21 protein-coding genes and 2 pseudogenes are annotated in these 21506 nt (G+C 45.6%); all 23 read right to left on the reverse strand.

Annotated elements, in window-relative coordinates; genetic code table 11:
* Positions 1–11: 11 nt before the first annotated feature.
* The 23 genes and pseudogenes from AB4114_RS05025 to AB4114_RS05135 all read right to left on the reverse strand — a co-directional run bounded on the left by AB4114_RS05025 (position 12) and on the right by AB4114_RS05135 (position 21470).
* Positions 12–2369, reverse strand: coding sequence for a helix-turn-helix domain-containing protein (locus tag AB4114_RS05025; RefSeq protein WP_441987430.1), 2358 nt, complete (start codon positions 2367–2369; stop codon positions 12–14).
* 76 nt (positions 2370–2445) lie between these two features.
* Positions 2446–4041 carry an extracellular solute-binding protein gene (locus tag AB4114_RS05030; protein ID WP_441987431.1) on the reverse strand — a complete coding sequence of 532 codons (1596 nt, stop codon included), beginning with the start codon at positions 4039–4041 and terminating at the stop codon, positions 2446–2448.
* A gap of 86 nt (positions 4042–4127) precedes the next feature.
* Positions 4128–4994, reverse strand: a complete 867-nt coding sequence (locus AB4114_RS05035) for a carbohydrate ABC transporter permease (protein ID WP_441987432.1) — start codon at positions 4992–4994, stop codon at positions 4128–4130.
* 50 nt (positions 4995–5044) lie between these two features.
* Positions 5045–6010, reverse strand: a complete 966-nt coding sequence (locus tag AB4114_RS05040) for an ABC transporter permease (protein WP_441987433.1) — start codon at positions 6008–6010, stop codon at positions 5045–5047.
* A gap of 264 nt (positions 6011–6274) precedes the next feature.
* Positions 6275–6535 carry an HAD hydrolase-like protein gene (locus tag AB4114_RS05045; RefSeq protein ID WP_441987434.1) on the reverse strand — a complete coding sequence of 87 codons (261 nt, stop codon included), beginning with the start codon at positions 6533–6535 and terminating at the stop codon, positions 6275–6277.
* A 760-nt stretch (positions 6536–7295) separates the two neighbouring features.
* Positions 7296–7778, reverse strand: a complete 483-nt coding sequence (locus AB4114_RS05050) for an HIT family protein (protein ID WP_441987435.1) — start codon at positions 7776–7778, stop codon at positions 7296–7298.
* Positions 7779–7883: 105 nt separating this feature from the next.
* Positions 7884–8048 carry a hypothetical protein gene (locus tag AB4114_RS05055; protein WP_441987478.1) on the reverse strand — a complete coding sequence of 55 codons (165 nt, stop codon included), beginning with the start codon at positions 8046–8048 and terminating at the stop codon, positions 7884–7886.
* A complete protein-coding gene (locus AB4114_RS05060) occupies positions 7999–8355 on the reverse strand; it encodes a hypothetical protein (protein WP_441987482.1) in 357 nt (118 codons plus the stop codon). Before AB4114_RS05060 ends, AB4114_RS05055 begins: the two co-directional genes overlap by 50 nt.
* A 64-nt stretch (positions 8356–8419) precedes the next feature.
* Positions 8420–9139, reverse strand: a complete 720-nt coding sequence (locus AB4114_RS05065) for a DL-endopeptidase inhibitor IseA family protein (RefSeq protein ID WP_441987479.1) — start codon at positions 9137–9139, stop codon at positions 8420–8422.
* A gap of 124 nt (positions 9140–9263) precedes the next feature.
* The gene (locus AB4114_RS05070; protein WP_441987436.1) at positions 9264–9770 is read right to left on the reverse strand and encodes a hypothetical protein; all 507 of its coding nucleotides are present in this window, start codon (positions 9768–9770) and stop codon (positions 9264–9266) included.
* A gap of 12 nt (positions 9771–9782) precedes the next feature.
* Positions 9783–10346, reverse strand: a complete 564-nt coding sequence (locus AB4114_RS05075; RefSeq protein ID WP_441987437.1) for a hypothetical protein — start codon at positions 10344–10346, stop codon at positions 9783–9785.
* A complete protein-coding gene (locus tag AB4114_RS05080) occupies positions 10343–11236 on the reverse strand; it encodes an alpha/beta fold hydrolase (RefSeq protein WP_441987438.1) in 894 nt (297 codons plus the stop codon). The genes AB4114_RS05075 and AB4114_RS05080 overlap by 4 nt, the downstream gene beginning before the upstream one ends.
* Positions 11233–11748, reverse strand: coding sequence for a GNAT family N-acetyltransferase (locus tag AB4114_RS05085; protein ID WP_441987439.1), 516 nt, complete (start codon positions 11746–11748; stop codon positions 11233–11235). The genes AB4114_RS05080 and AB4114_RS05085 overlap by 4 nt, the downstream gene beginning before the upstream one ends.
* A 16-nt stretch (positions 11749–11764) precedes the next feature.
* Positions 11765–12592, reverse strand: coding sequence for a VC0807 family protein (locus tag AB4114_RS05090; RefSeq protein ID WP_441987440.1), 828 nt, complete (start codon positions 12590–12592; stop codon positions 11765–11767).
* 20 nt (positions 12593–12612) lie between these two features.
* A complete protein-coding gene (locus AB4114_RS05095) occupies positions 12613–13278 on the reverse strand; it encodes a DUF2306 domain-containing protein (RefSeq protein WP_441987441.1) in 666 nt (221 codons plus the stop codon).
* A gap of 222 nt (positions 13279–13500) precedes the next feature.
* On the reverse strand, positions 13501–15438 hold the full coding sequence (locus tag AB4114_RS05100; RefSeq protein WP_441987442.1) for a DUF4077 domain-containing protein: 1938 nt from the start codon (positions 15436–15438) through the stop codon (positions 13501–13503).
* 207 nt (positions 15439–15645) lie between these two features.
* Positions 15646–15708: pseudogene (locus AB4114_RS05105) on the reverse strand (hypothetical protein); the annotation flags it as partial.
* Positions 15709–15774: 66 nt separating this feature from the next.
* Positions 15775–15941 (reverse strand): annotated as a pseudogene (locus AB4114_RS05110) (RNA polymerase subunit sigma-70); the annotation flags it as partial.
* 137 nt (positions 15942–16078) lie between these two features.
* Positions 16079–17797: an adenine deaminase C-terminal domain-containing protein gene (locus AB4114_RS05115; RefSeq protein ID WP_441987443.1), complete on the reverse strand. Its 1719-nt coding sequence runs from the start codon at positions 17795–17797 to the stop codon at positions 16079–16081.
* Between the two features lie 21 nt (positions 17798–17818).
* Positions 17819–18880 (reverse strand): ABC transporter ATP-binding protein, encoded by a 1062-nt coding sequence (locus AB4114_RS05120; RefSeq protein ID WP_441987444.1) that lies wholly within the window; start codon positions 18878–18880, stop codon positions 17819–17821.
* Positions 18881–18895: 15 nt separating this feature from the next.
* Positions 18896–19684, reverse strand: a complete 789-nt coding sequence (locus AB4114_RS05125) for an ABC transporter permease (protein ID WP_441987445.1) — start codon at positions 19682–19684, stop codon at positions 18896–18898.
* Positions 19685–19688: 4 nt separating this feature from the next.
* Positions 19689–20510, reverse strand: coding sequence for an ABC transporter permease (locus AB4114_RS05130; RefSeq protein WP_441987446.1), 822 nt, complete (start codon positions 20508–20510; stop codon positions 19689–19691).
* Positions 20511–20537: 27 nt separating this feature from the next.
* Positions 20538–21470: a nucleoside hydrolase gene (locus AB4114_RS05135; RefSeq protein WP_441987447.1), complete on the reverse strand. Its 933-nt coding sequence runs from the start codon at positions 21468–21470 to the stop codon at positions 20538–20540.
* Positions 21471–21506 lie beyond the last annotated feature (36 nt).

The following is a 21506-nucleotide window of genomic DNA, read 5'->3' on the forward strand; positions in this document are numbered from 1 at the left end:
CTGTAGCATTTTTATTCGGCAACATCGGTATCGTTAGCTCCATCTGCTCCTCTCAGCAGCGCTTGTTCCCTCTCCCGATATTCACCTGGGATAAATCCGGTACTCCTCTTGAAAATCCGCACGAAGCTGTTGACGTTCGTGTAGCCAACCGCCTCCGACACATCTCTAATCAACATATCGGAACCGGCAAGCAACTCTTTCGCCTTTCTCATGCGAATATCCATTAAATAATCAATGAAATTTCTTTCCTTGTGCTCCTTGAATATGCGACTCACATGCGACGCACTCAGCTTGAATTCACTTGCCAAATAATTCAGGGATAAATCGCTGTGCATATAGTGGGCGTTAATAAAGGCGGTGATTCGCTCAACTACATCGTTTCGCTCTCGATTACTGCGTCTCTCCTCAATTTGCTTGGCAAACTGGCCAAGCTGCTCAATGACATAATCCGAGAGCTCATGGATATTTTCATGTTGACTCAGCAGGTCGAATAATCTATGCGGAGGTGCTTCTTCGAGCATTACAGGGTCAATCTCACCTACTGCTTTGGCCGCCTTCATCATAAAGTGGACAACCAATTGGCGAATCATATCAGGTGCAGCACCGCTGCCAGCCATCTCACCAAACCAACGCTCCGTCTGCTTCTTCATCTTCTCGCTATCCGTCAGTCGAAGCGAGTCAACGATGCCGTCCGTCATGCCAAGCAGCCGCATAAACTCTCCGCTCGCTGGTTCTCGAATATCATCGTTAGAGATGATAGTATTGCCTCCGAGTATCATTTTGTAAGACAATGCCGACATCGCGTCATGATACGAGTATTGAAGCGTGTCTATCTCTTGCGCAATGTGACCCAATCCAATTGAAATCGTCTGCTTAAACTGCTCTTCCACATAGCTCTTGATCATCTCTGCAACTGCAAATGCACGAAGTAGATTCGCTTCCGCTTCGGCTTCATGAAACGAGATCACAATAACCACTAGGCCGTCCCGTGCTTCAATGGCGATCCCCCGGTACTCCGCATTGATCATCTCTTCCGCAACATTGCAGAGCGCGTAGCTATATAAATGGAGATCCTGTGACGAGGCAATGCTCGATTTCTGATCGAACTCAGCAGCCAACACGATATACTGCTTCGCATGCAGCGGGAAACCAATGGCTTCAAGGCTGGCGCGCAGCTCCTCTGGATTTTTGCGTGCGCCAATCAAGGCATCCATCACTAGGCGCCATTTAATAACCGGCTGCGTTTCCCTCATTTGCCTGTACATGCGATTGCTATCGGCCAAAACGTATGACAAAGAAACTTCGATACCGCTCCATTCGTCGTCAGCCCAATGCTCGTTTTTTCTTTCATATTGGCCGTATGCCTGAAGCTGTTTCGTCACATTCGAGAGGACCCGATTGACCGGCCGGAACATCCAACTGTTTAACACCATGGACATGCCTCCTGCTAAAAGTAGAAGCAGAATAGAAATGCCGAACAATGTGTTTCGCACCTGGACCAGCGGCTTGCTGAGTGCTGCGTCAGAAACCACACTAATAATTTCCCAGCCTGTATACGGACTCTTCATATAAAAGGCCGTTCTGTTGACTCCATTCATTTTCGTACGGAATTGCCCTTCATCCCGCTGGGTCATATCTTTGGACCAAAGAAGCCCACCTGCTTGTTTGCCAATCAAAGATTTATCGGAATGACTGAGAATGATTCCCTCCGCATCAGCTAGAAACAAGTAGCCGAGAGAAGGATCAATGGCGTTTTTGATTAGATTGTAGATAGATCGCTCATCAATATTGAAAGCAACTGCACCTTTCCGGTATCCTTCCCCATGTACAAGCGGATAGGAACGAATGAGCGTCATGACGTTCTGCCGAATGTTACCCGAATCATCAAGGGATAGCTTTCTAGTGCCAATCCACTGATAAAAGCCTTTATATCTCTCAAAAGCATTCATCCATTGATAATCGGGTCCTAGCTCCGGCGTCTGAAATGGATTCGTCTGTGACCAACGCTTTTTCGCATAGGAATACAAGTCGATTGAAAAAATGGTATCGTTACTCAGCAGCATATCCGCGATTCTGTTGTTAATCGTGATCGTATCCTGCTGATCAGCCCCTTCATCCTCCATGAACGTCCTCATATCTCGGCTGCGTAAAAATTGCATCGTTTCCGAATCGATCCCCTTCAACACCAACAGCAGTTTATCGTTTACCTCGTGGAGCAGGGACATGTTCGTTTGCTCGACTTCTGCCTGAAGATGCTCGGTCGTGATGAAATAGGACAGGCCTGCTGTCGAAACAATACATAGGCTCAAAAAAAGCAAAATTATCGACATTGCGCGCTTCGAACGGCTTCTCTTTTGCTGCCAGAACATGCCTCTGCCTCCTCGAGTCTCCATAATTAGAAATAATGGGACCTGAATGGGCCCATTATTTCTTCATTGTGTTGTGTTATTTGAAACTTGCTTTATTCTTTTCGTACCATTCTTGTGCGATTTGATCGGCCTTGTCGCCGCCAGCGCTCTTGTATTCTTTACGTATCATGTCAAGAGCTTGCTCTGGCGTGATATCGCCTTTGACGATAGCTCTCGTGCGGATCTCGACCAATTTCGGCTCGATACTCGCAAACACGTTGCTGATTTCCGGAGAATTCGGGGAATACGGAATATCCCGACGGAACGGCACGCTAAGCGCTGTCTTCATCGCTTCAGCGTTCAACTTCGCCCAGCGTTGCGAAAGCGGATCTTGTGGGGCTTTGACCATCAAATCCTCCAACTTGAACGTCTTCGCATCGTTTCTTAGGATCGCATACTCACCAGCGTATGCAACTTCCTTCTTGAATTTGTCTGCGTCAATCACTTGAGGAACGCCATTCACCAATTTGAAATGCGTGTTCTCAATACCATTCGCAAGCGTGTACCAGCCCTTATCCAGCATCCAGTCGAGATATTGGATCGCTGCTTTCGGATTTTTCATATTTTTGTTAAAAGCGACATAAATATTGGCTGGCGTCTCTTGATAGCCGCCAAACTTGCCGTACTTCGTCGAGAAAGCTGCTAAAGGCACTGGGTTCGCATCCGGGAAATTTTTCATCAGATCCTTCATATAGGTGTCAATGCCATTGCCGACACTACCAATCAGGATGCCTGTTTTGCCTTGCGCCCAGTCGCCCATCATCTTCTGACTATTTTTATCCGTCAAGTATTCTTTATCAATGTATCCGTTCTCGTATAGTTTACGTTCGAAGTTAATTGCACCAACGTTGCGGTCAACGACCCTCGAGTTAACCATTTTACCCCCATCGAGGTACCATTGCGTGCTATGTGTCCCATACAGACCAGAGATCACGTTAGACCAAACAAACATCGACACGACAGGTGCGTTCGTATTGCCGGATAAACCCTTATCTTTGAAAGCTTTCGTCACTGCGAAAAACTCTTCCTCCGTCGTCGGCGCCTTCATGCCAACCTTATCCAGCCAATCCTGCCGGATCCACATGCCAGCATTAGCTATGCCGCTCAATGCCCGTTTTGATGTGATCCCATATATTTTACCATCAAATGTCATCAGCGGCTTTAAGTCCGGATTTTCGTTGATATAATTTTTAATGACGGTGCTGTATTGATTGATGTAATCATCAAGGGGTTGAACAACGCCCTGCGAGACAAGCGTGCCGATATAATTGCGGTCGAAGTCCCAGATCAAATCCGGCGCTTCGCCTGAGGCAATCAGCGTATTCAGCTTATCCTGCGCCTGGTTGCGTGGAACCGGTACATATTTAACTTGTATGCCCGATTGCTCCTGAATCCATTTGGTCCAGCGATTCTGTTCATACGAGCCTTCTTCTGCGGCAACCGCACCTCGGTCGTACATGGTAACACTAACGGCCTTCGGCAGTTTATCGTATTTATCTTCCACCTTTGCCGCTGCGGACGGAGTTGGACTTCCACTTGCTCCTTCCTCCGTTTTACTGCAGCCCGTTAGCGCCGCTCCTAACGTCATTGCCAAAATCGTAGAACCTAACACCCAACTTTTTGTTCTCTTCATACGATGACCTCCCACATGGTTTAATTATATCACAAGGCGACTTGCGCCATTATGAACGGAGCCAATGACAATCCGCGTTAAACAAGCTAGCCTTTGACGGAGCCCATTAAAACGCCTTTCACGAAATATTTTTGTAGAAAAGGATAAATAATCAGAATAGGCAGTGAAGCCAGCATAGCGGCTCCAGCACGAACACCTTCTGGTGGCAGCGCGTTGTTCGCGTTCGAATCCCCAACAAGCAGTGCGGGATCGAGGTTGTCGATCATCTGGTAGAGCTTGACCATCAGCGACATGTGGGTTGAACTTTTAATAAAGATAAGCACGTTGTAATACGCGTTCCACCACCCTACCGCGTAGAAGAGCGTCAATGCTGCAATAACCGGAAGTGCTAGCGGAAGAACGATACGAACAAGCACTACCCAATCCTTTGCTCCATCAATGGAGGCTGATTCCTCAAGCTCACTCGGTAAACCTTCGAAAAAGGTTTTCAAGACGAACAAATTGTAGGTGCTGATGAGGCCTGATAACCAAAGAGACCAATAGGTGTTCATGAGCCCTAAGCTTTTAATAAGTAGAAACTGAGGGATAAGTCCTCCCGTGAACAGCATCGTGAAAATAATCATGCCGAGGACGAGACCCCGTCCACGCAGGTCCATTTTGGACAGCGGGTAAGCCGCCATAATCGTAACCAGCATGTTGAGCACGGTACCAACAACGGTCATCACGACCGTATTTTTCATCGCGATGAACAGCTGACCGTCATCAATCAAGTTACGATAGGCATCCCATGTAAATTGTCTAGGCCATATCGAAACATAACCGGCGCGAATAGCTTCGCCCGAGCTAAGAGAAACCGCCAACACATTCAAAAAAGGGAAGAACGTCGAGAACGTGCATATCCCTAAGAAGAGATAGAGTAGTAAGCGGGGCACGCGCTCTTTCCAGACAGTCATTCGCAGCCCCTCCTTTCGGTGATTGAATTTGCCTCCAACGGCTCGCTCCGCTACCATAACGCTCGCTCTCCCATCGCTCGAATAATTCGATTCACTGTAAGCACGAGTACTAACCCTACGAGGGATTGAACCAATCCAATCGCTGTCGTATAGCTGTATTGCAGGTTAACGAGCCCAAGCCTGTAAATATAAGTACTCATCACGTCGGAAACGCTGGTTACCATGGGATTGGTCAGTGCCCAGACGTGCTCGAAGCCAACATCGAACATACGGCCCATTTGCAGAACCAGCAAGAGCGCAATTGTGCTTCGGATGCCTGGAAGCGTCACATGCCATATTTGTCTCAGCTTACCGCCCCCGTCTATACGGGCTGCTTCATATAAATGTGGGTCAATGCTAGCCATTGCCGCCAAATAAAGAATCGTGCTAAAGCCAGCATCCCGCCATATGCCGGAAAACACATAGACGAGGGGCCACCAAAAGGTGTTTCCCATGAAATAGATCGGATCCATACCGAATGCCTTCAGGATATAATTGATAAACCCGCTGCCCGGTGAAAGTAATCCGATGACGATTGTGCCGAGGATAATCCACGATAAAAAATGCGGCAAATACAATAGGTTCTGAACAACTCGCTTGTACCATTCCACACGTACCTCGTTCAGCATGATGGCGAGTATGATCGGGACAGGAAAACCAAAACACAGTCCATATAGATTTAATAGGAGCGTGTTGCGTACAATCTTAAACAGATCACTGCTGTGCAGCAGCCGATTGAAATGCTCCAGTCCCACCCACTTGCTGCCCCATATACCGTCAGCTAGACGAAAATTCTTAAACGCAATGATTTCCCCGTATAACGGGAAGTACTTAAATATTACGAAGTAAGCGATCACGGGAACGAGCAGCATATAAAGAAATGGTCTGCGTTTCAGGTCCCTCCATATTGGTCTGCGTGATGCCTTCAGTTTGGCGCGTCCGTGGCTTCCGGCATCCACAGCTGGTTGTGAGAGCATGCATGGTTCACCTTCCTTTCTGTTATTAGCCTGATGTGATTCGGCTTGAACCCACCATACCAACAGCCGTTTTATATGGAAAGCTTCACTTCTTGATGTTCTCAGCTTCTCTTGCTTTGAGGGCTACACAATTTTTGCTCTCCTATTCTTTTCATGATAAAAGCCCGGGCGCTAGGCGCCCGGGCTGGGAAAAACGGCGATGCGGGCATTGATTTCTCATGGATTAGATTCTTTCCATGATTTGTTTACTCTTTCAGATATGAATCAGTATCCGGATAATTCGCTTTCATCCAGTCGATCGCCGATCATAAAACAATTCTCGAAAGGCAATTCCAAATGGGCAGCTGCAGCCTCAGCCGCAATCAAGGATGGTTTGCCTACAACAAAAACTATGGCTTTGCCTGTTGCAATCTCAAGAGCTGCGATAAATGTACCTGCATCCGGAATTTGTCCGCCGTCTAATGGACAAGTTGCATCAGGGTTGGAAGCGACGATAATGGATCCTCTTACCGCTGCCTGATACACTGTTTAGCTTGTCATAGGTGAATTGGCGATCCCATGAGAGCACGACATATTGGGCTTGCTCGCTGTCTGGTCGCAAAGTTTGTATTGCCTCCGCTGCCCCTTCAATCGTTCTATCCCCCAGATATACAGTAACCATCTAAATCGAACACATAGCCCCTTGCCATATCTTTCCCACCCTTTGAAAAATTAAATTTTATCCGGCAAGGCGACTGAAAACAGAAAAAGACCGTATCCATGTAAACACATTCCACCAATTTTCTGGTAGGATATGATTACGGATAAGGTCTTCTCCTAGACTCGCGCCTAACCGTATATTCATCCTTAATATGTTAACTATAAAACGTTTTCACATTTTTTGCCAAGCACGAACCCGAGCGTAACATAACGAGAGCAGAATTTACTGCTAGTAATCGTTCGTAATTGTAAAAATAGATGTGGCTTTCAATATCTTTCTTAAGTGCTTCAATTGAGTCCCGCCAATTTGTTCATTGTCCAAAACAGTCGATTACGTGGCTCTGTGATTTCCTTTACCTTCTCTTTATCTTCTTCATGGCTTTCTTCGAGGGGGAGCTGCGCAAGATATAACGTTCTATCCCTTATACTGTTTTGGAATTTTTCGTGATGCGTGCAGAAAGTCGAGATTCTCTTTTGCAAAGGATAACTAACTTGGATTTGGACGTACTCATCTAGCAGGAAGATCCGAGAGACAACCTGCCACGTACGGTCGCCGACATCCCTCTCCTCAGTGCACCGATCTCCGTTAGGTTAAAACTTTTCTTAACTTGTTTATACTTTCGATTACACATTTCATATTCTCTTCATTATTCATTTCATTTCTTGCATATAACAGTGCTGGTCTTAACGATTCAACAGACTTCCCGAATTGTTTCATCCACTCAAATCTTGGGACTATCCAAAGATGAAAATGATGTGTTGTATCTTCATTGTAAAAATAATAAACATAATCAATCCCTAACTCTTTTCTTTGGGCATCACGAATCTTTTTTACCAACTCTATATAACGAAGAGATTCATCATCAGTTAGTTCATCCATACAATAAAAATGCCTTTTAGACGCAAGGATAACTAATCCAGGGATAGGATACGCTACATCCTGATGAGCATGGAAGAACTCATCTTCATAAACTACACCACCAGTTAGTTCAACTAATCCACCAGTTAAAGCACAACTTAAGCATTCAACTTCTACTGTCATCCCATTGGCAAGTGTAATTTCTCTCATCTCTTTCTCCTTTTGAAACATAAGTTTTTGTTCATTTTAACATCCATATGCTCTTTAATCCCAATATAGCTAATTCCGAAACGTCCTAACGATTCTTTAATCTTTCTACTTTGTAACTCTCATTCGGCGCATAGAAACGCCATTTTCCAGAAAGGAATCTATGTTGCGAAAGCCCGTTTTTTCGTAGCAGCGGATGGCTCTTTTATTATCCAACCGCACGTCAAGCTGTACATATCGCAGTCGCGGATCGGAGAAAGATTTCTCCAACATACATCTCGTAATCTCGGTACCAAGCCCACGTGAGTACAGGGATGGCGTATTCAATACCCTCACCTGTTGAGTCCATGCCTTTCAGACTCACACGGCCAATCATCCGCTCGTTTATAAATATGGCGAAATAACTAGCGTCAGTACGGTTAATCTTTTTTTGCCAGTACTTGGTCAATTCTTCGATCGTGTAGGGGTGAAACGTTTTAGCGTTTGCAGTTTCATGCAACTCGCGATTATTATACCAGTCCAGCATAACGGGAACATCTAAAAGGGCGATACGCCGGTAAGACCATTCCAATATTTCCATTATTGATAGGGCTCCTCATGTTATTATTAATAAAGTAAAATCCTACTCAAGAATTTTATTAATATTATGATTGAATGAAATCTAATGTACCGTCAATGCGCCAACCTTTACCTTCTACAAGTTTTACTTTAATTTCGTGTACTTCATAGTTATCTGAATCCCCTAACGGAACTTTCAATGAATATGTTTTTTGAATGTTCCCGTCCTTGATTAATGTGGCTTGGGATGCGTTCCAATCCCTAGTGCTTCCACCATCGGCATCTGATTGCGACAGTCTGCCATTGATTTCGAGTAACATTCCGGTTTCGATTTCTTTATTCCAAAAAGCCGCTGATTGTTCTGGCGTAGTTACTTCTTCTAGATACGCAATAAACTTTTCTTTGGTATCCAAATCATTTCCCATCCACCGATAACTGTTACCTTCTACTTTAAAACTTCTTTCAACTAATTCAACGCCCGAACCACCATTTGCTATATGCCAGTAATGTCTTTGCGCAGCGCCGGCTAATTGAACCGCTACTTTTTCGTTCATTAGCTGATTGTAAATTTCACTCTCAATAATGACGGTATTATTTCCTTGATCCCATATAACTTTTGCGCCAAGTGATTCAGCCAAGGCACGTGCCGGGATCATGGTGCTTCCGTCTATAATTTGAGGCGGTACTTCAGAAGTAATTACCTTTCCGTTAACAATCATTTTTACGATTGCAGGCGCAGCAAAAGAAACGCTTGAGAATAGAGCAGATCCTACAATCATGCCACATACAAATGTTTTCCAATTCATTTTCAATAGAATACCACCTTTCGTTACATCCATCTTTCGTGAAGTCTGCGATATCGTCTAAAGACATACCCGTTTTTTTAGTGCAACCAAGAACATTAAAAACCGAATGTCAGTGTCTATAAATTCACGAATCACGCTTTTGGTTCTTCTTATTTTTGGGATCCGCTTTCTTGACCATTTTACCCCCATCAAAATGTCGACCGTAAGTTTTTACATGCGTAGTGATTTCCTCAGCAGGAGGTAGTTGCCCCTCAAGCTCCCAAGTTAAAAAATAGGACTGTACTTTTCCACTATAAAATACCCAGCTAAAAAATCTTCGTGTAAAATTGTGGAAGCCTTTGGTCCTGAATTTATTCATACGCTTGCCATCTTTCCAGACGGTTGTCGTTTGACCAACGCCTCCCTGCATTTGACCAGTCAATTCCGCATATAGAAGGTCTTCATTTTGGGTCATTGCTTTCATAATGAATTGATTTAACAACCCATTTATCATCAATCTTGGAATATTGAAAAGTTCTCCTCTTGTTACAGAAATCACTGCACCTGGTGGCAACAAGACATTTCTGTCTCCCAAGGTAAATGTGGCTCCGTACTTATTAGTAGGGTCTTCATGTTTCGTCCATGTTTTCATTAGGTCTCCTCCTTATTTTTTTAATGAACTCATTCCCAACCAAACAAAGCCAGCGCCAGTAAAGGCTGCACCGAGCGTAGAGATTAAAGCTTCTACATCACCTGCTAAACTCCCGCTCGCAAAGACCATTGTTCCCACGATCAGAAGTATCCCACCACCACGCGGAAGTGCCTTTCGCCGAAGAAATGAGAGCCCGAAGAGGATCATTCCGAGTACAAATAGCAATGGACCAAAGGTATGTAGGTTCCTTGTTATACTCGTCTCGAAAACCGCGTCTACTTGCTTTCCGAATGCACCAGCAACTTCCACAAAAACAATTGCCGTAACAAAAATGGTACCCACAATGCCTGAAATCATGCCTAACAATCCGAGTAACCCGATTTGACTTCCGTACGCCGTGTACAACCAAAAGAATGCAAATACAAGAAGTAAATGAGCGGATAAAACTAAAGTCTGCCCCAATACTGTCCCTGGACCGTTACTTGCCCCAAGGTTCAGTACATGCGCAATAACAAGCAGCACCCCCGATACGACACATGATAATCCGCCTAGACGTTCCGATAATGTAGTTTTCATTTTACAGCTCCCGATTGATTTACTGAAGTACTAAAAAACGAAATCATCAACGAATTTATCGTTGTCGGCCGTTCCATGGCCAGCCCGTGGCCAGTATCTGCCACTAATTTCGTTTGTATGTGCGGAACTAAGTGATTGGCTCTTGCAATCGCTTTTCTAGGATCATATTGAATATCTTGATCTCCGATCAGCAGGAGAGTTGGGCATTGAATGGCTTTCAGCTCATCATCCTCCATGTAACTTGGAAATAACTTATTTTTTGGCAAAGCATTCTGCATGCCCGCAATGAATTGGTTTCTCAAAGTTTCATTAACCTGATTTCCTTTACCGATCATGTAGTTCATTAGGCCGTTCAGACGTTTGGTTGTTGGAAAGACACCGGCGAGAAGGCATTTGATGAAAAATTTCTTGCTCTGTGGTTGAAAAGAAGCTGCTGGACTCATGACCACCATTTTATTGATAAACTGCGGAGCGTAAATGGCCAAAACCAAAGCAATAAATCCACCGTATGACAGACCTGCAACATGAGCCTTTTGAATATTCAAACCGTTCAAGATTTCACGGAACCAACTCGCACATTCTTCTTTGTTTTTAATCTGCCGAATAGCTTCACTCTTGTTAATATCTCCGATAAAATCCACTGCATAGGTACGATACCGTTTGCTTAGTGGCCTGATATTTTCGATCCACATCGTAGAACTAAAGCCAAATCCATGGAACAGAATCAGCGGTTCGGCATCTTCCGGTCCTGAAATAAGTACGTGTGTTTCACCAAAAGAAGTATCAAAGTATGCTGATTCTACCGGTACATCCCATTCTTGAAGTGTTCTATCGTAAGCTTGAATAAAGGTTTCCTTCGCACCGTTTTTATTTCTGTAAATCGTTTTCATGGTACGCGACTCCCCAATATCTTTTCAAAACAATAGTAAGGCTTTTGGCGAAAAGGAAAGCGTATCGTTCCGATCCGCTCATAACCAGCCTGTTCATACATCCTGACGGCAGTATCATTTGCAGAGAATACGTCCAGGCGGATACTGGTGCACGTTTGGTCAAGGGCATATTGTTCCGCGAAACCAAGCAGAATTTTGCCTAGTCCCCTTCTCTGGAACTCGGGATGAACGGCAAGCCGGTGAACACAGGCAGGCTTCCCTTGCCGATCCGTCCAGTCCAAAATATCGTATCGCGAGCTTTGCTTTTCATTCACGACAACCGCTGCAATCACGGTATTGCTCTGTTTTACTCCGAACAGGCTTCCACTTTGGAGATCACTCTGGATGATGAAGCGGTTAGGGTAAAAGCGGTCCCACTGCTTGACACCTTCTCTTCGGAGGTGTTGCGTGACGGATGTGTAGAGGTTCCGTAGGCTGTGTCCGTCCAAAAGTTGAAATTGTTCCACTTGCATAAGATTCCTCCAGTTTTTATACAGCGTGCAGTTTAATTTGTTCAAGACGCCTAGCTGATTTTTTGCGATAGACCATCGTCCACAAAATTGCCGCTCCTATAAATCCGTACAGGACAAAATTGGATATCGCTAGAAATTGTGAAGTAGAGAGATGATTGACCATGATGACTCTCACGACCGACTCCATGACTAGAACAATCCCCCATACGAATGTCATTAGCCGCAGCACATAGCGAAAATATGGATATTTCCAATTATCCGCAAATCCTTCGATTGCAAGAAATCGCAGCACTAGGTAGTACATTAGCGGACGTTTAAACGAGAGGGAGCCCAGGAAAATAAGCCCGACGGAGCCTGTGATGAGCGATTCTCGGACTAATAAAATTTTCTCATTCCCGCCCATAGATACGAGGATCAGCGTTAAGAGGAACGTGAACAGCATTAACGCCCCGAATACGTCGAATTTTTTATGTCTGATTAGGTGGACGAGATTGTCCACAAGAGGCACCAGAGTCGCAATAGTCAAAGCGAGAACGCTGCTCATGGAATGACTTAACCATTCATAAATCCCCCATGGGGCCAAGCCGTTTATGATCAAAGTAAACAGTACGTAAGTACGCGGAGTCATTTTCACAAGTTTTTTCTCTCCTGTATTCCATGTTTCCATTTTTTTTCGCTCCTTTTCAGCACTTCCGCTAAACATCATTAGAGCAATCATTGCCGACATGTATACGATAAAATAAGGCTGTCTTATGTCCGTACAGGCTGCCACAACTACATATACCGCACAAGTGCAGCATGCGAGAAGGAGAAGGGCTGTAGTACGGCCTAGTCGTCGAAACATGTTCATTCCCCTGAGGTCCTTCATTCCACAATCGGAATGACATGGCTGGCTAGTCTCTTTACTTTCATCGCTCTCCTGCGTATCGCCCATTCGACAATCAACAGATTCGGTACCCACGCTAACCAGGCCGCAATTGGATAAGCCGTCTCGAAATCGAACGGAATCATGAGCAGCGGCAGCCAAATACGCAAAGTAACACCCGAAAAGGTTAATGCATAGCTTCGCAGCATCCATTGTTGATGAGCCCCGACTTGGCTCTTTTGTATCCGGTTAACGGCCGTCAAAGTCGCACAAATCCATAAGCTATCCAACAAGAAAAAACCGGCCTTCGAAAACCCGCCTCCACTTGCAAAAATGGATAGATAAATATTGACAATTCCGCTGATGAGAATGCTGATCACATAGATTTTGCCAAGCCATCGATGAAGTTGCATCCTTTTTGCTTCAGGCTTGCGGAGAAGTTGAAATAGTCCAACCACTAGTGCGACGCACCCGCTTACGATATGTGTGTACAACACATAAATCCATGGAGAATAATGAAAGTCTGGTTTCGATAACTTGACCTTGACGAGTCCTGCATACTCGGCACCGACAATTCCGTATTGCACGACAACATAGCCAAGTACAATAGCAACAACCAAAATGGTCATAATGATTTTACCAACCGTTGTTAAATATGAATTCATTACATTTCTCCTCACCCTTCTTCTTCGACATGAATCCGCTTTTCGTACCCTAAGTATAGAAAAGTACGCCCTAGATACCTAGGGTGGAAAGTACATAACTTTCGGGTATACTTTCTGAACTGCCCGCTCCTGTATGCACGCATTTGACCTAAAAAAAGCGCTACATACCGTCAATAGGTATGTAGCGCTTTTTTATTCTTTGCGATCTCTTGTACTCAGAGGTTATAACAAATTATGTAATTTATTTACTGCTTGCGTACGATTCTCCACATTCAGCTTTGAATAAATGATGGACACGTAGTTTTTTATCGTACTTTCCGAAAAATGCATCTTCAGCGCAATCTCTTTATATTTAAACCCGTCCGAAAGAAACCGGACGATTTCCATCTCTTTCTCGGTTAGCCCATATACCGGATTGCTTTCTTCCGGCTCCTCCCGTGCGTCTTGAAGAGTCGGAGTATGTTTTTGACGGGTATCGACCAGCAGCTTGGCGGTTTCCATAGAGATCAACGAACCTCCGCTGTTTACAATCCGAACAGCTTCGGCCAAATGCTTAGGTTGAACGCTTTTCAGCAGATAACCCTCAGCACCGAGCGAGATCGCTTCCGCTGCATTATCGGTATCCTGAAACGTAGTCAATATGATTACTTTGACATCAGGCCAACGCTGTTTGATGATGCTCGTCGCCTTAATTCCATTCATCTCCGGCATATGAATGTCCATTAAGATGACATCCGGCGCTTCTATCTCGCACATTTCTATCAGGGCAAGTCCGTTCCCAGCCACGCCAATAACCTGCAAATCCAGTTCCATATCGAGCAAAATGCGGAAGCTTTCTGCAATTAGCTCCTGGTCCTCCGCAAGGAGAAGCCTAATATTTGTCATGTTGCCACGTTTTTTTACCGGAATCTCACACTTTACCCAGACACCACCATTGAAATCTGAAGTGATTTCAACCTTACCTAACGCGGCTGATATCCTTTCCTTCATCGTCTGGATCCCGAAACCTTGCTGAAGCTTTTCTTTGGTAGCCCCAATACCATTATCCTTGACTTCGAGGTGGATCTTATCGGCTAGGTAACGAAGTTGGATTTGGATCCTGTTCGCACGTGCATGGCGAACAGCGTTCGTAAGCGCCTCTTGCACGCATCGCAAAAGTGCAAGATGCTGTGCCTGCGAAAGTGGATAGACGACGCCTTCTGTAAGATACTCCACCTCGATTCCCGTATTTATGGAGAGCTCGCTACCCAACTGACTGATCTGGTCAAACAGTGATTCCTGAAGACCGAAGTTATCTGCATTGTGAACATGATCGCGTATATCCTCCAAGCCTCTTCTCGCGAAATCTAGCAGCTTATCCAAACGCTCTGTTTGTTTTTCCGCCCCTTGAAGATATAGGTCCATCTCCCGTTTTGTCAACTCAAGTCCCGCAATCATGGAAGTCAGCGTATGACCAATCGTGTCATGGAGTTCTCGCGAAATTCGGTTACGTTCTTCGACGATCGTAAGCTGCTCCACTTGCTTCGAATATTCGGTTAACGCGCGGTTCTGTTCATGGATAAGCAGCATCTGATTCTCATTGTCCCGCAACAGTTCACTCATTTGTTTATTATGATCGATGAACTGATGGAATCTGTTGCCGATCTTGGTTACTCCCCACAAAACAACGGTTGTCTGCAGGACGATCACAATCGAACCGTTCACCGTTGCACCATCCATTTGTGGAAAGAAAAGATCTTTTCTGAAAATGAAGCCGAGCGCTGTAAAGATAGCAGTTGTCATCCCTGTATATATAATTAGCTGCCCATTAAGGTAAACAAGCGCGAGGGCTAGATTAATATACATAATTTGAAAGATCAGCGAGTTATCGTTGAATGCCCACAGCTGGTACATCGAAAAGAGAAGCATCCCCGTCATAAAAACATACTTATAATTCTTTTCAATAGAGGGTACGAATAATAACGAAAGCATAATACCAAAAAAAACGAGAATAATGAGTATAAATTGGCCATTGATCGAATTAAATAAGGAATAATGCGTAGCGATGTTCAATTCAGCCATTATAAAAATAGGCCCACATAGCAAAAAAAAGAGCAGTCTATTTTTTTGCACGTCAAGCTCCAAATTTGTGAAACAGGTTTCTTTCAGCCAGCTAACCATTAAGAGGAAATTCCTCCTTGAATAAGGGAATGTTTGAAAGCTCACACAAATGAATTCGCATGATTCCTGGATCGTCTCCACTACTATAAAGAAGTAATCCAAGCGTAATCCGCATTTCCTGCGGGATGGTTTTTATCCAACAAGCAGACGAATGCCTTCGTGATTAATAATTTGACTAGCATTGTGATCCTGATCATGGAGGCTGCCACATCCTGTACATGTCCATACCCTTAAGAAATGATGTTTCACATCCGAATTACGGGGTTCCACACCATGACAAGTGTTCTCTGCTGTTCATTAAACAATACCATACTAATTCACCATCGAATAGTGCCATTCCTCTAGTTTACTGCCGAGGGTGTCAATCAACGAAATCTCATTCCCCCTCTTTGTCCGTTCCGATCGGATCATGCAAGGACATCTTTCCGAGTTTTCTTCAACGAACGCAGATGCATCAAGATCTCATTCTCAATACAACGCGCCGCAAAAGTTAGGGCTTTTGAGAACAATCCGTTGCAATCTTCGACTAGAAGACATTAAAACCCGATATATATTCAATACTAATTAAATAACCCCGTAGAAATTAAAAAAGTGAATGTTCACAAAAGTGAACATCCACTAACGATTTTTATTTTCTTGATTATTTGCTCTCTTGAATAACAAGTGGGACTACCTTGCCCTGATTCACATCAATTAAACCGAAGTCCGTAATTTTCAAAGCCGGACTTACCGGTAGGGAGTGCGTACTGATGGACATGATGGGATTATAGTGCTGGTAACCCAGCGATTCCATAGCTTTGCGGAGCTGTTCAACTTCCATGGCTACCTGCTCCAGCGGCTCTTCCGTTAAGATGCCGCCCACTGGCAGCCTGAGGTTCGCGATCACTTTGCCGTCTTCCACGACGCTGAAACCGCCTTGATTGTTAATCACTTCGTTAGCGGCAAGCTGCATATCGCCGGGATTGTGCCCGACAACGAGCAAGTTATGATTGTCGTGAGAGTACGTCGTCGCGATGGCTCCCCGCTTGATCGTATCGCCGCCAATCAACCCGTAGGCGCGATTGCCATTCTTCCCGTAGCGTTCGAAAGTAGCAATGAGCGCGCTGCCGCTTTCCTGCCATAGCAGCTTCCCTTGCTGAACTTTAACCTGCGCGTGCTGTTCTTCTGTGAATGTAGAACCATCCTTCACCATCATCTTGCGGCACGTATAAACATCGTCAGCTTCTTCAATACTGACTTCAAAATCCGCTTCCTTTAAAGGCGCCATCTGCACGCTTTGATAATAATGCGCCGGGAAAGCCGGAGGCTTGATGATTGGCGTATAAGCCTCTTCCACATCGTAAACTTTACGTCCCGCCTTGAAAACCTGCTCAATCGTTAGCTGTTCTAGATTGGAAAGCAGCAGGAAATCGCCTATCTTGCCAGGGGAGATTACCCCGCGGTCATACATCCGCATCCGCTTGGCTGGAGAGAGTGTGCTGGCATAAATGGCCTGCTCGGGCTTCATACCCATGCCGATTGCTTTGCGCACAATATGATTCAAGTGCCCGCGGCGCTGGAAGGAGTCAGCCATCACATCATCGGTAACGAAACAGTAATGCTCGGATACATCATGCTGGATTAAATAGGCCATGACTTCATCCGTCATTGATTTCTCTTGAATTTCGATGAACATGCCCGCAGCGATCCGGGCTTCCATGCCCTCAATCGACTGATGCGTATGATCCGAATCGACCCCGCTGTAAATCATCCTGTGCAGGTCCAAATCCAACAGCTTTGGCACATGCCCTTCAATAATGAGATGCGGATAGTTGGCACGGACATGGTTGATGATTTGATTTGTTTTGCAATCGGGGTCTGTGATAACATCAACGAAATTCATGATTTCACCCAGACAGATGATCCGCTCCGTACGTAACAGCTCGTCCAAATCGGCGATATGAATCTCGCCGCCTGTCGTTTCCATGGATGTCGCTGGAACCGAGCTCGGGATCGCATAGAACATGTCCGCGACAGTATCCTGACTTGCTTTCATAAACTGCTTGACTCCATCCAGTCCGAAGACGTTGGCAATCTCGTGAGGTTCGGGCACAATGGTTGTGACCCCATTACGGATGAGTCCGTAGGAGAACGTCTCTGGTGTCACCATCGTGCTTTCAATATGCAAATGGATATCGATAAGACCGGGAATCATGTAACGGCCGTTTCCGTCCAAACGCTCCGCGGCTTCGAAACTTTCCGATCCTCTTTTGCCAATATATAGAAATTTACCGTCCAGTATGGCTGCATTGCCATGGATAAATGTTTTAAAATAACTGTTATAAATATGAACATTTTCAATCAGTACATCAATGCGCATCTGTCTTCACCTCCAAGTCCACTACTCAACGATTACTAATTTCTCACCTGGAAAATGAAGCCGAACCTCTTGCCCATTCGCGTAAGGAAGCTCCATCTCTTTATTCACGGTGAAGGAACCAAGTTCCGTTTCAATCACATACTGATAGCTTCGCCCGAGGAACGTGCTAACCTTGACGCGGCCGTTCACGCGATTAGCCCCTGCCTCAAGCTCATCCAGGGTTCCCATCACGACATCGTCCGGACGAATAGCTCCTTGCTTGCCTTGCTGTTCGCCTTTACTCGCATGCTTGGTTACAGCGAACATATAATTTTTCACCTTGAGGGCAATCTCTTCACTGCTATCAAATCGTGACTCGAAGGTGATAAAATTCGTAAACCCGATAAACCGCGCCACGAACTCCGTCTTCGGATATTTGAATATCGTCGCCGGGGCGCCTAGCTGCTCGATAATCCCTTTATTCATGATCGCTACTTTATCGGAGATCGAGAAGCACTCTTCCTGATCATGCGATACATATACCGTCGTAATGCCCAGCTCCTGCTGGATACGGCGGATCTCCACCCGCATGTTGACGCGCAGATTCGCATCCAAATTGCTCAGCGGCTCGTCGAAGAGCAGCAGTTCCGGCTCGATGACGAGCGCCCGCGCAATCGCGACGCGCTGTCTTTGACCGCCCGACAGCTCTTTAGGGTAACGCTTCTCGAAGCCGGATAAGCTGACGACATCGAGAATGTGACGCACACGGCGATCCAGCTCCGCCCCACTCACTTTGCGCAAGCGTAGGCCGAAAGCCACATTATCGTAAATCGACAAATGAGGGAATAGCGCATAGCTCTGGAAAACGAAGCCAAAATTGCGTTTATTCACAGGAACACGCGTATAATCTTTTCCATTCAAAGAGAAAGTGCCTGATTTCGCCTCGATGAATCCTGCTATAAGCCGCAAGGTCGTCGTTTTCCCGCATCCGCTAGGACCAAGCAGCGAGATCAAGCTTCCTTTTTCAACACTTAGGTTAAAATCCTGCAGAATATAGTGCTGGTCATAGGCAACCGAAATTTTTTCCAGTGATAGCAATGCCATGAATACAAGCCTCCGTTATCGTTTGGTGAAATAGGATAAACCCATCAACCGTTCAATGATGAACATAAGTACAGCTGTGAACAGCATCAGCAGTACAGAAATAGCAGCAATTGTCGGATCAAAATGATTCTCCACATAAGTCAGCATCTGAATAGGCAGTGTACTGACCCCAGGCCCCGTCATAAAGACTGAAATATCCACATTATTAAAAGATTCCAAGAATGCAATCAAAATTGCCGCAATAATCCCGGATTTGATATTTGGCAGTACGACTTTAAAGAAGGTCTTCAAGTGGCTGCTGCCCAAGCTTAACGCGGCTTCTTCAATCGCAAAATCGAAATTCGATAAGCTAGAAGCAATTACTCGAATGATAAAAGGCAGCATGATGACTGTATGTCCAACCAGCAAGGCCGCATATATCGGTAGGTGGTACACCACGATCAGGTACTTGAGCATCGTAAAACCAAGTACAATACCAGGAATTAGCACCGGGGAAATGAAGATCGCATTGAGCGTTTCCTTCCCTTTGAACGCAAATCGGCTTAATGCGTAAGCGGCAGGAATCCCCAGCAGCAGCGCAAATAAATTACCGAGCAGCGATACGATGATGGAAGTGCTGAACGTCGACATGAACATCTTGACGTCCAGGATGTTACGGTACCATTTTAAAGAGAAGCCTGTCGGCGGGAATTTCAAGATACTCCCTGGCTCAAAAGATGCAAATGCAATGATGACGAGCGGCCCGAGCAAAAATAGATAGACAAGAAGCGTAAATACGGCCAGCCCTCGGTTCTTCTCCCGCATATTTCTACCCCTTCGGATTTAATTTAACAGCCAGTTTGTTCATCAGTGCGATGACCACAAAAGTAATCACAATCATAATTACCGCAATAACGGAGGCGAGATACCAATCATTCAGCGTAATCGCGTTCTGATATAGGAATGTGGAGATAACACGCTGCTTGCCTCCGAGCAAAGCCGGTGTCGTATAGGCCGTCAGACTGCCCACGAAGACTAGAATACTTCCTATGATTAATCCGGGTACGCTAAGCGGCACGATGACTTTGACGAAAGCTTTGAAGCGACCCGCTCCCAAGCTTTCCGCCGCTTTCAGCAGATCCGGATCTATATTCTCAAGAACACCTACCAAGGTAATAATAATAAGCGGCAGGAATAAATGGACCAGACCGATCATCATCGCAGCAGGCGTGTACAAGATATCGAGCGGCTCCTTGATCAAGCCAATAGCGATCAGCGCATTATTCAGCAGCCCCTTTTTGCCCAAAATAATCATCCAACTGAATGACCTAACAACAGAGCTGGTGAGCAGCGGAAAAATCGCTAAGGCAAGCAGAATCGCCTTCTGCCTTGGGCTTTGCTTGGAGATGAAATAGGCAACCGGGAAGCCCACCACGATGCATAGCAAGGTTGTGACCACACTAACACGCAGGGTTGTCCATAAAATTTTCAGAAAGTAGGGGTCCTTGAAGAAACTCCAGTAACCGGCTAATGTGAAGCTGCCTTTATTGAAAAAGGTTGAACCTATCGTAAGAAGGATCGGAACCACCATGAAAACCGTCAGGAACAGTAATCCAGGCAGCAATAGTAAATATAAATACGTTTTTTTCATGTAGCTTTACTCCTGTTCCTGGGTTCGCTAGGCGCGCAATGCGCGGATAAATTGGTCTAGAAAAGCTTCGGCGGACACTTCCATACACACATGGACATTAGCAGGCTTAGCCAATCGGCTTTGGAAATCACAGACCGTTTGCCCGTCGCACAGCTCACTTCGGGTTTCTATATCTACGTAATAATGGCGGGTGGTAACCAGATCTTTATTCAGCGCCACCCCGACTGCGAGCGGGTCGTGAAGGGCACAAGCCCGTACACCGTTGCGCTCTTGATAACGTTGCATGTAATCTGCTGTGCTTTCCTTGACATAGCGGCCAATCGGCGTATCTCCGAGCGAGCGGATATGTTCTTCTGTCAGCAGCGCCTTCCGGGTCACATCCAAGCCTACGAGCGTTATGGCCGGGAATCCCGCATGCAGCACGATCTTTGCTGCTTCTGGATCGACGTACATGTTATACTCCGCTGTCGGCGTCACATTCCCGAAACCTTGGACAACGCCGCCCATTACAACTACTTCGCTGACCTGATGAACCAAGTCCGGATATTTCATAACAGCCATGGCCAGATTCGTCAGCGGCGCGGTCATAATAAGCGTGACTTCACCTGTGTGCTGCTTCACTTGCTCAATGATGAAATCGACTGCATGTCCTTCAGCCGCGTACATGTGAACCTGCATATCGCTTAAAGCTCCGCCAAGTCCGTCCTTGCCGTGAACGCGATGTTCAAAATAAGTTGTGCGCAGCAGAGGCTTATTCGCCCCTTTAATGACTGGAATCTGCTGCTCCATTCCCAGCAGCTGCAAGACTTTGCAGGTATTCAGGGTCGCTTGGTCAAGTGACACATTGCCGTTCACCGTAGTGATACCTAGCACTTCCATTTCCCCGCTGCCAACAGCCAGCAAAATGCCCAGCGCGTCGTCTACGCCTGTATCAACATCAAGGATGACCTTCTTTGTCATGATAAACCCCCTTCCATTTCATACAGACAAGGGTAT

Origin of the sequence: Paenibacillus sp. 2RAB27, from assembly GCF_052115445.1 — a bacterium.
Lineage (GTDB): Bacteria > Bacillota > Bacilli > Paenibacillales > NBRC-103111 > Paenibacillus_E.